Source organism: Amycolatopsis sp. CA-126428 (assembly GCF_002904335.1).
Taxonomy (GTDB): Bacteria; Actinomycetota; Actinomycetes; order Mycobacteriales; family Pseudonocardiaceae; genus Amycolatopsis.
On record NZ_PPHF01000053.1, the window covers coordinates 58,477 to 68,323 of the forward strand.

Genomic DNA, 9,847 nt, shown 5'->3' on the forward strand with positions numbered 1-9,847 from the left:
GTGGACCGCGCGAGTGGCAAGCGCGGTCTTTTTGCTGTTGGTCGTCGCCGTGGCGGCACGGGTGATCTGGGCCGTTCTGGCTCCGCTGATGCCATATCTCATCGTCCTGGTCATATTGGCAATTATTTACTTCATCGCCCTAAGGAGGCTTTAGGAATGTTGCACTTGACTGGTCCCAATAAGGTCCATATAACGAAAAATAGGGGGCTGCTTCTGCGCCCCCGGCAGAGTAATGAGGGAGGAGGGGAACCATGGCCAAGGAAACCAGAGCTTGGGTCTGCGGTGATGATCGCGCCGAGCTTGATGCGGAGTTAGTCGCTCAAATCGTTCTGATGATGGCGCGGCAGTTGCAGTCTGAGACACTGACGGATAGTGCCCAGGATTTATCGGCTACAGCTTCAACTGAACGTCGGCCGCCCGCAGATACCGACGAGGTAGCCAAATGACTGCGGCATTTCTGGCCCTCATGGCGGGCCTCCCCATACTCGGCGCTTTGCTTCTTTGGCGTCAGCGCGAAAGCAGGGCTTGGAGTTCTTCGCTGAGCTTCTATCGTCTCGGCTTGCCTCGGGATTTGTCCCCGGAGATGGTCACTACCTGGCTGGCGCAAGTAGCCGCCATTACTCGTCCGGCACGCTGGTCCCTCGCCCCGCTCGTTCCGGTGGGGCTTGAGGTGGACGCATCCGCGTCCGGCATCACGCACACGTTGCTAGTGCCGCAGGCGCATCGGGCGGCCGTCCTCGCCTCCCTCCGCGCCGCTCTCCCGGCTGTACGGATCGAAGAGCTGACGGGCGCACCCCAGGCGTCCATGCCGCGCGTAGCGGCCGAGCTACGCCTCACAAGCGCTTGGGTGCCCCTCGCGGATGACCGGGCGGCTGCGACTGCTTCAGCTCTCCTTGCAGCGCTCTGGCCGTTCCCGCCGGGTGGTGGCCACCTACGGGCTCAGTGGCTGTTTACGGGTGTGAGGTCGGGTCGTCCGGCTGCCCTGCGGGGTGTCGAGCTGACCTCACATCAGCGGCGCGAGATTGAGCGCAAGCAGCGCTTGCCGCTCGTGGCCATGACTGGCCGGCTGGGTGCCACCTCGCCAGAGCCCGGTTGGTCGCCGGCTGCGCTTCGACGCATGACGGCTGCTTTGCGAGGTATGGATCGTCACGGAGTAGAAGTCGCCCGGCGGCGGCTTCGACCTGTCGTCGTTGCTCGCCGCATGGCTGAGCGCGCGGTTCCGGTGGTGGCGTGGCCCATCGTGGCGAACGTGGCGGAGGCGAGCGGCCTTCTCGGCCTCCCTTACGGTGTCATGTTACCCGGCTTGACGCTTGGCGCATCTCGCACGGTCCCGCCGGTAAACGCGTTGCCGACGCGCGGCGTTGTCCTCGGTGAAAGCACCTATCCCGGCTCCGGTCGGCCGTTGGTTATGAGCCCAGAGGACCGACTTAGGCATACCTACGTCCTCGGCGTAACTGGAGTTGGTAAGAGCCATCTCCTGGCTTCAATGGTGCTTCAGGAGGTTAGCCAAGGGTTTGGTGGTCTCGTGATTGACCCGAAAGCTGACTTGATCGACGCAATCGTTTCGCGACTTGCCGAAAAAGACCGCGAGCGAACGGTGGTTTTGGACCCTGCCGACACGGCTATGCCAATTGGCACTAACCCACTCATGCTGGGTGGCACCGAGCAACAGCGAGAACTAGCCGCGGAGACGACCGTAACTATTCTGCGGAGCATCTTTCGTGCATATTGGGGACCGCGAACCGATGACCTTGCTCGCGCAGCGGTGAATAGTCTGACTCAAGTTCCAGCGCCGAACGGCTCCGCCTTCACGTTGAGTGAAGTAGCAGAAGTCCTCACGAATGCCCGTCTGCGGCATTACGTAAGTTCGCATCCTCGGCTCGATGAACGGTGGCGGGACTACTGGCAGTGGTACAACAGCCTGAGCGAAGGTGAACGATTAAACGCCATTGGTCCGGTCCTTAATAAGCTGCGCAGCTTCACGACCCGCACCAGCCTTCGCCTGATGTTTGGTCAGTCGAATGGATTTGACCTCATGCGGATTTTCACAGAGCGAAAGCTCGTACTGGTACCGCTTGCCAGGGGCGAGATTGGCGCGGAGGCGGCCGCCTTGTTTGGGGCGTTCGTCACGGGTGCACTCTGGCATGCGACTACGCGCCGTGCGAGTGTGCCCGCCGACCAGCGACGCCCGGCTTTCGCCTACCTGGACGAGTTTCAGAACGTCGTGCGGTTCACGGACGATATCGCGGACATGGCGGCGGAGGCGCGTGGGCTCGGTCTCGGTCTGACCTTGGCGAACCAGTACCTCAGTCAGCTACCCTCGTCCGTTCGGGCGGCTGTGCTTGGTACGGTCCGGTCTCACGTCTTTTTCCAGGTCGAGCATGACGACGCTCGCTTGCTCGGTGAACGACTTGCACCGACCCTCGCGGCCTCCGATCTCTCCGGCCTTGGCCGGTTCGAGATCATCGCCCGCTTGAACCTGGGCGGCCAGACGTACCCGCCGATGACCGGGCGGACGCTTCCGCTTCCGGAACCTACGACCGAGCCGGCCGAACTCCGGCGGAAGTTGGCCGCTCAATGGGGCGTCCCCCGGGCTGAGGTTGAGGTAGCGCTTCGGGCGCGTCGTCTTGGCGATACGCCGCCACCCCGGCTCGGTGAGATGCCCAGCGAGGAGTTGTCATGATGGGCCGAGGTGTTGACATCGGTGTTGATGTCGCGGGCTTTCTCGCGCGTCGGTTGACCGGGCAAAACGTAGCGCTAACGCCGCCGAAATTCTGCCCCTCTCAGCGAGGGACATCATGACAGCCGCTCGCACCCCCACCCGTGTCCGTTCCGGCCACATGGTGTGGGTTGCCGAGCGGCTGGGCGAGCGCGATCGGGCCATCTTGGAGACCGTGAACCGGCTGCATCTGGCGACCGGGCTTCAACTCGAACGGCTCCACTTCACCGAACTTTCCGGACGGTCCCGCGTCGTCAGCCGGTCACGAACGCTCGCCCGGTTGGTGAGCTGGCGCGTGCTCCTGCCGCTGCCTCGTCGGGTGGGCGGCCCACGGCGAGGCTCAACCGTGACGGTGTTCGCGCTCGACACGGCAGGTGCGCGACTCCTCAAAGCTCATGCGGGACGAGTACGCCGACCGGGCGCGCCTGGCGAGCGGGTCATGGCGCACATCGTCGCCGTCTCGGAGTTGTACGTCTCGCTGGTCGAGTTCGCGTGCGGCGGGCGGTACAACTTGCGCACATTCCAGCCTGAGCCTGCGTGCTGGTGGCCGGACGGCCGGGGCGGGGTCCTCAAACCGGACGCCTTCGCGGTGCTCAGCAATGGCCGGGTGGATCACTTGTGGTGGGTGGAGGTGGACCGGAGCACTGAGAGCTTGCCGACGCTCCGGCGCAAGCTACGCACCTATCTGGACTTCGTGAACCAAGGTGGCCGTGGTCCTCGGGGCGGCGTGCCGCGTGTACTGGTGACGGTGCTCGATGACGCCCGGTTGACGGCTGTTCAGGGACTCATCCGGGGCTTACCACCGCCAGCGGCTGAACTGTTCTTCGTTTCGATGCACGACCATGCGGCGTTAGAACTTTCAAAATGGTTTGTTCGGTAAATGTTCTAATCATGATTTTTGGTCCCAATAGGGACCGAAAACGTGATATTGTCGAAATAGTAAATGAAGACTTCGCGCCAATGAGCGACAATACATTTAGCAAGTATCTGTATGACCGTCGAACGAAAGCTGGACTCTCACTCCGGGAACTGTCTCGACTGCTGGGCACGAGTCATTCGTACTTGTCGAGACTCGAAGCGGGCGAGCAGTCGAACCCGTCAACAGAATTTCTCTTGCGACTGGCTGATGTACTCCATATTGAAGATGTCGCCGAGTTGCTGGCGCTGTTCGGAGCTGATCCAGTAGCCACGTTGCCGCCCGCGCAAACCTATTTCCGGCGCAAATATGGGCTAAGTGAGCATGATGCCGCATTGCTGGCGCATCTGGTGGAGGACTATGCCAAGTTGCACGAGAGAACAAGTAACAATAACCAAGGGGAGAACTCCAATGTTCAATGATCTACCTACCTTGCGTGCTCCGGCTGATATTTTGCCTCAGTTAAGAAAGTTGATTCCGCAGCGTCCGCTCACCTATGGGCAAGCTCTTACGCTCGCCGAGCGCCAGGCTGGCGCGCTTCGACGACTCCTTAATAACAAGCAGGCAGCACTCGACCTCAGCTGGCTGTTTGCCCTTGAGGAAATCAATGTGACGTTTCGGCCTGAGTTTCGGATGCCTGACCATACGAGCGGCCTAACTACACGCATTAACGATGTCCTCACTATCGTAATGAACGCCAGCGAGGGGCGGTTGCGTCAGCGCTTCACGCTCGCCCACGAGCTAAAGCACGTGCTCGACTTCGATCTGGTCGATACAACCTACAGCAGGCTTGGTCGCGGTGACGCCAAGCGTCAGGGCGACCAGATTGAGTGGATATGCAATCGGTTTGCCGCCTGCTTGCTCATGCCGAAAGTCTGGCTGAACCGCCTTTGGGCGCGCGGCATTCAAGACCCGTTGGCCCTCGCGCACGTTTTTCAGGTATCGGCCGAAGCTATGGCGATCCGACTTGAAACCCTCGGGTTTGTGAGCGCATCCGAGCCGCCACGCGACACATTCTTTCGCCAAACCATTGTTCCCGATCCGCCGGCCACCGCGCCGATCATATGCTCTATCGCCTAGAGAGGAAGATTGCCCATGTCCGAACGAACACTCAACCGCAGTACTCGCGACACCATCATAAATAAGAAGGGTCGTAAGCGCGCTCTCCGATACCTGCGCGTCTCTACGCCAAGTCAGGTGAACACCGACTTTAACCCGGAAGGTATTTCGATCCCGGCCCAGCGGGAGGCGACCGACCGGAAGGCCGCCGAGTTGAACGCGGATATTGTCGATGAGTATGTTGAGCCGGGTCGCACGGCCACGAGTATCGAGAAGCGGCCGGTGTTTCAGCGGATGCTGGCTCGGATTAAAGAGCGCCAAGACGTAGATTACATCATCGTCTACCATTTCAATCGGATTTTCCGTAACAGCATTGACGCTGCCATCACCAAACGGGAGCTGGCCAAGTACGGGGTGCGCGTCGTCTCCACGGTTATCGACCTTGGCGAGTCGCCCGAAAGCTCGATGATTGAAACCATTTTGCACGCGGTCGATCAGTACCAGTCCGAGGCCAGTGGTGCCGATATTCGGTATAAGATGGGTGAGAAGGCCAAGCATGGCGGCACACTCGGGCGTGCTCCAATCGGCTACGTCAACGTCATGCTCGATATTGACGGCCGCAAAGTCCGCTCGGTCGAGCTTGACGTGGAGGGGGAGACAAGCAGGGCTAAGCTCGTGGCACACGGCTTTGAGCTATTTGCCACCGGTCAATACTCCGGCCCGAAGCTCCTCCAGGCGTTGACAGATGCTGGCCTCAGGACGCGCGGCACAAAAGGTCGCCTGCCGGGTCCGCTGACGCTGAGCAAGTTGTATGAGATGCTGCAAAACCGCTACTACCTTGGCGTCATCGAATACCAGGGCCAGGAGTACCCCGGCCGTCACGAACCGCTGGTGGCGCTTGAAGTATTCGACCGGGTGCAAAAGGTGCTCGCTCTGCGGGGTGGCGGGACGCGCGATCGTACGCACAATCACTACCTCAAGGGCGTTTTGTGGTGCGGACGCTGTAAGCAGCGACTCATCATCATGCCAGGCAAGGGTAACGGTGGCCGGTATTTCTACTACCTCTGTCGGGGCCGTCAAGATCACGGGTGCGACCTGCCCTATATCAGGGTTGAGGTGCTAGAGCGCATCGTTGTCGAGCACTACGCCACCATTCGGCTCTCGGATGAGTTTTCCGGGTCTGTACGGGGTAAGCTGGCGGACACGATGCACTCCGAGGGTCAGAACCTCGCCGACCTCCAAAAGCGGCTCAAGCGACAACTCAAGGCCCTGGACGCCAAGGAAGATCAGTACCTCGATCTCGTCGGCGCGCCAGGCTGGCCGCAAGAGAAACTACGCCGCAAGCTCGACGCCATCGCCCTGGAGCGCGCCAGCATTCAGGACCAGCTCACCGACACCACGGGCAGGCTTGATACTGGGCACGCGTTCCTAACGGCCGCGCTCCAGCTGCTTTCCGATCCGCAGGCGTTCTACGACCGAGCTGGAACCAGCCTTCGGCAGGCCATGAACAAGGTCATTTTTCGCAAGCTCTACGTCGATGCTGACCGTGTGGTACATCACGAATTGACGGCCGTGGCGGAAGACCTCACCGAGGGCGAGACCGCCGCCCGGACCTACCAGAGGAGCGGCATGCCGTCTTGGGTGGTTGAGGCCCTGAACGGGAACAACCCCCTCCCGGAGGAGGGGGTTGCCCTGGAAGATGATTCCTTGACCCGAGCGGACCTGCTTGCCGTCACCCTTGCGGGTCACGGTTCAAGTAGAGCCGCTCTGGTGGAGCTGAGGGGAATCGAACCCCTGACCCCCGCCTTGCAAAGGCGGTGCTCTACCAATTGAGCTACAGCCCCGGACGCGGGCGGCGCACCGCCCGCGGGGTGAAGATCAGTTGTGGGAAGCGCCGGCCGGCTTGGCCGGCGTGGTGCCGTTGGTGGAGGGGACCGGCGCGGTCGCCTCACGCCAGAGGTCGGCCTCGGCCTTGGCCGCCTTGTTGCGCTTGACGACGAACAGGACGCCGCCCGCGATGACGGCGAGTGCCAGCAGCTTCTTCACCGAAGCCCCCTTCTCAGCTTGCTTCCCTTACTCCGCGATGTTACTGCACAGCTGCGCGCGGGTGACGGGCACTCTTGGTTCCACGTGGAACCACTGGTAACGCACGTCACACGTACCAGGAAATACCTACCGGGGGCGTCTGGTTCTACAGAGTGGTCGGTGTGCCCACCGTGTCCCCCGGGCCTCACCCCATCGCCTTCGCGGAGTTCCGTCAGGCTGGAGCCGCGATGAGCCACTCGCCGAGAGGCGACCGTGCGGCACATCGACCGTGACCGCTCAGCCCTGCCGGACTTCTCTTCCCGGCAGGGCTGACCTGTATCTCACGGTCACGCTTGGTGATCGAGCGGATCAGTCCGTAGAGGCACCGCCGTGCCCGAACAGCGCTAGCGTCGGGCTCGAGACCCGGCTGAGGCTGGGTGCGTGCCAGAAACGCAGAACACGAAGGCGACCGCACTGACCGCCGTCGAAGCCCTGAAGTACCAAGGTGATCCGCTGGCCGACGCGGTGATCGCGGACTTGGTGGCCGGCGGAACGACCGTCGCGGTCAACGAGGTGCTGGCCCGGTTCCGGGACAACGAGCAGCCGGTGCCCGAGGACCTCCCCGAGCCGGTGCGCCGTTATCTCGTGGCCACGGACGCCCCGCCGGAGTGGGCCGATCTCGACCGCATCGCGGCCGCGTACGAGTTCTTCGTGGACGACGGGGTGCACGTCGCGTCGGTGCTGTCGTTCGGCGCGATGGTCAACTGCTACGCCCAGCCGCGGCCATCGCGCGTGCTGTCGCTCACGCACCGGCTGAACCAGCCCCATCGCCGGCTGTCCGAGACGTCGCAGTTCGTGCTGAACCTGATGGGCCCCAACCCGTTCGGCTCCGGCGGCAGTTTCGTGCCGACGATCCAGAAGACTCGGTTGATCCACGCCGCCGTGCGCCACTTCATCACCCGATCCGGCGAATGGAACGTCGAGGCGGACGGCGTGCCGTTGTGCCAGCAGGACATGCTGGGCGCATTGCTCATCTTTTCCATTCAGGTCATCGACGGAATGCGCCGGATCGGCATCTCCGTCACCGACAGCGAAGCCGAGGACTACTACTACGTGTGGCGGGTGACGGGCGCCCTCCTCGGCATCCCGGCCGACGCCATGCCCGAGACCCTCGCCGAGGCTCAGGCACTGAACGCGCGGCTCGTCGAGGCGAGTTACGGCCCGTCGGCCGAAGGAATCGAGCTCACCCGCAACCTGCTGCGCCTCTACGAGAACTTGGTGCCCGGCAAAGCATTCGACGGCGTGGTCGCGGCGATGGTCCGCCAGGTCGTCACCCCGCAGGTCGCCGACTGGCTCGAGGTACCGCACTCGCGCGCCTGGGTCCGCACGGTCGGTGCGGGCGCCCGCGTGATGCGGCTGCTCGAGCGCTCGGAAGACCGCAGCCAAGCGGCCACGACGGTGCTCGACAAGGCGGGCAGCCTCCTCTTGGGCGGAAGCGTGCGCACACTGACCGACGGGCAGCCGACCGCCTTGACCATTCCCTCGGACCTGAGGGAGAAGTGGCTGGCGGCCGGCGTTTGCCCGGTGACACCGGCGCGGGACGGCAGATAGAAAGCTGGACGCGGCTCAGGCCCCTTTGATCCGAGCAATGAGCTCGTCGCGGTACTCCTGCACCGCTTGAAACCCCGGTTCGTCGCCGGTCGCCCGCTTCAACGCGCCTTCCAGGATCTTCAGCCCCTGGCGTTCGTCGCCGCGCGCATCCGCCTGCCTCGCGGCGTTTTCCATGGCTTTGCCGAGCTTGGTCCGCGCCTCGGGTTCCTTGGTGACCTGGTGGATCCGGATCCAGTTACCGCCCGGATCGACGACGGTGAACCCCGTGTACCGGTCGTTGCGCAGCCGCGGCCGAGTCATGCGCGGAATGCCGGCGACGAGCCGTTTTCCGTGCACGGAACGCATCCCGGCCGCGAAGGCCTCGTACAGCTCGCCGGTGTCCGTCACGATGACCAGGCAGGTGCTGTACGACTGCGCCGGGTCGTAGTCGTCCATCCCGAAGAAGTGCAGATTGATGTCTTCCCGCCGCACCGCGACGTGCGGGTTCGGCCGTGTCTGCCGATAGGTGATCTCGAAGCCGAGCATCTCGTAGAACGACGCGATCTCGTCGATGGAAGGACAGGGCAGGAGCGGAATGGTCAGTTCGTTGGCCATTGCTCGAAGCTAAGCCCGGACCTGCCGAAACGACACGGAGCTATTTGCTCGTGCGAACAGCGTGGCGGCTCGGCCGGCTCCAGAAGTCACTCAGGTCATGCAAAAGCCCGGTCCGCGAAGCGAACCGGGCTTGACCTGCGTGGGCCTACCAGGACTTGAACCTGAGACCTCTTCGTTATCAGGGCAAAATCACGAGTTTCCGATCATGGCAGACGCCCGGCGACCTCGCGTTTCGGTGTCCGTGGACGTCCACCGATGACCGTCGACGACCTCCGCGATTGTCGCCCACTTTGTCGCCCGCCTTCAGCGATCTCGGCTGCATGCAGGCAGGGAAGTGTCTGTCCAGCTCTGGCACGGAGGAGCAAGTTATGGTCACGAAGGGCAAGTGCCAGCGATGAGTTGGGCCGTCAGATGTCACATTCCGTAGCGTCTCATCGACAATGTTGATGTGGACGAGATGCAGCCCCTACCGACACTGACCGACCTGACCGAGCTTGAGCAAGAGGTGGTCAACGCTGCCCGGCGTGGGGACGTCGTAAATCCCGGGACCACGATGACGGTGGAGGAGCTGGCGGTCACCGACGACCCCGAACTGCGGGTCCGAGCCGGCCTGCTTCGCGAACTGCTTCGCGGCTTGCATGGTGACCTTGCCCCCCGCGGGATCCAGGTAGTGGGGGTACGGGTCGTCGGAGAGCTCGACCTCGATCACGTCACCGCCGTCACCGTTCTCAACTTGTACCGATGTGCGCTCCCGGACGGCATCGTTTGCCGACACGCGCACCTTCGCCACGTGAGCCTGAGCCGCAGCCTGCTCACCTACCTGTATGCCGACAGCCTCCGCACCGACAGCAGCCTGGTCATGCGGGAGGCCACCATCACCGGCACCGGAGAACTCGGCGCGATACGCCTGCTCAACGCCCACA

General features: G+C 62.8%; 9 protein-coding genes, 1 tRNA gene and 2 pseudogenes. 8 read left to right on the forward strand and 4 right to left on the reverse strand.

Translation table 11 applies throughout. The features are described 5' to 3' along the window. Positions 1 to 251: 251 nt before the first annotated feature. The 6 genes and pseudogenes from C2L58_RS48615 to C2L58_RS51490 form a co-directional block, all read left to right on the forward strand. Positions 252 to 446 (forward strand): hypothetical protein, encoded by a 195-nt coding sequence (locus C2L58_RS48615; protein ID WP_146073594.1) that lies wholly within the window; start codon positions 252 to 254, stop codon positions 444 to 446. A gap of 755 nt (positions 447 to 1,201) precedes the next feature. Beyond that, complete coding sequence (locus C2L58_RS48620) at positions 1,202 to 2,683, forward strand: type IV secretory system conjugative DNA transfer family protein (protein WP_146073595.1); 1,482 nt, start codon at positions 1,202 to 1,204, stop codon at positions 2,681 to 2,683. Positions 2,684 to 2,798: 115 nt separating this feature from the next. Next, a complete protein-coding gene (locus C2L58_RS15020) occupies positions 2,799 to 3,599 on the forward strand; it encodes a replication-relaxation family protein (protein ID WP_103338195.1) in 801 nt (266 codons plus the stop codon). Positions 3,600 to 3,610: 11 nt separating this feature from the next. Further along, positions 3,611 to 4,057 carry a helix-turn-helix domain-containing protein gene (locus C2L58_RS15025; protein WP_158264117.1) on the forward strand — a complete coding sequence of 149 codons (447 nt, stop codon included), beginning with the start codon at positions 3,611 to 3,613 and terminating at the stop codon, positions 4,055 to 4,057. After that, the gene (locus C2L58_RS15030) at positions 4,047 to 4,715 is read left to right on the forward strand and encodes an ImmA/IrrE family metallo-endopeptidase (protein ID WP_158264118.1); all 669 of its coding nucleotides are present in this window, start codon (positions 4,047 to 4,049) and stop codon (positions 4,713 to 4,715) included. Before C2L58_RS15025 ends, C2L58_RS15030 begins: the two co-directional genes overlap by 11 nt. 15 nt (positions 4,716 to 4,730) lie before the next feature. Then, positions 4,731 to 5,780 (forward strand): annotated as a pseudogene (locus C2L58_RS51490) (recombinase family protein); the annotation flags it as partial. 342 nt (positions 5,781 to 6,122) lie between these two features. On the opposite strand, the gene C2L58_RS48625 reads toward C2L58_RS51490, so the two are convergent. The 3 genes from C2L58_RS48625 to C2L58_RS15055 all read right to left on the reverse strand — a co-directional run bounded on the left by C2L58_RS48625 (position 6,123) and on the right by C2L58_RS15055 (position 6,740). Next, complete coding sequence (locus C2L58_RS48625) at positions 6,123 to 6,443, reverse strand: hypothetical protein (protein WP_146073597.1); 321 nt, start codon at positions 6,441 to 6,443, stop codon at positions 6,123 to 6,125. A 19-nt stretch (positions 6,444 to 6,462) separates the two neighbouring features. Next, positions 6,463 to 6,538, reverse strand: a tRNA-Ala gene (locus C2L58_RS15050). A 34-nt stretch (positions 6,539 to 6,572) separates the two neighbouring features. Beyond that, the gene (locus tag C2L58_RS15055) at positions 6,573 to 6,740 is read right to left on the reverse strand and encodes a DLW-39 family protein (RefSeq protein WP_003100602.1); all 168 of its coding nucleotides are present in this window, start codon (positions 6,738 to 6,740) and stop codon (positions 6,573 to 6,575) included. 420 nt (positions 6,741 to 7,160) lie between these two features. Here C2L58_RS15055 and C2L58_RS15060 point away from each other — a divergent pair, with 420 nt between their 5' ends. Next, on the forward strand, positions 7,161 to 8,330 hold the full coding sequence (locus tag C2L58_RS15060; protein ID WP_103338199.1) for an oxygenase MpaB family protein: 1,170 nt from the start codon (positions 7,161 to 7,163) through the stop codon (positions 8,328 to 8,330). 15 nt (positions 8,331 to 8,345) lie between these two features. Here the strand turns inward: C2L58_RS15060 and C2L58_RS15065 are convergent, their stop codons facing one another. Next, positions 8,346 to 8,924, reverse strand: a complete 579-nt coding sequence (locus C2L58_RS15065) for a hypothetical protein (RefSeq protein ID WP_103338200.1) — start codon at positions 8,922 to 8,924, stop codon at positions 8,346 to 8,348. A 457-nt stretch (positions 8,925 to 9,381) separates the two neighbouring features. On the opposite strand from C2L58_RS15065, the pseudogene C2L58_RS15070 reads away from it, so the two are divergent. Next, positions 9,382 to 9,847: pseudogene (locus C2L58_RS15070) on the forward strand (hypothetical protein); the annotation flags it as partial.

Coding starts and splice junctions, on each gene's coding strand:
- C2L58_RS15025 (WP_158264117.1), top strand. CDS start 3,611: ATGATTTTTGGTCCCAATAGGGACCGAAAACGTGATATTGTCGAAATA.
- C2L58_RS48615 (WP_146073594.1), top strand. CDS start 252: ATGGCCAAGGAAACCAGAGCTTGGGTCTGCGGTGATGATCGCGCCGAG.
- C2L58_RS48620 (WP_146073595.1), top strand. CDS start 1,202: ATGGCTGAGCGCGCGGTTCCGGTGGTGGCGTGGCCCATCGTGGCGAAC.
- C2L58_RS15030 (WP_158264118.1), top strand. CDS start 4,047: ATGTTCAATGATCTACCTACCTTGCGTGCTCCGGCTGATATTTTGCCT.
- C2L58_RS15065 (WP_103338200.1), bottom strand. CDS start 8,924: ATGGCCAACGAACTGACCATTCCGCTCCTGCCCTGTCCTTCCATCGAC.
- C2L58_RS15020 (WP_103338195.1), top strand. CDS start 2,799: ATGACAGCCGCTCGCACCCCCACCCGTGTCCGTTCCGGCCACATGGTG.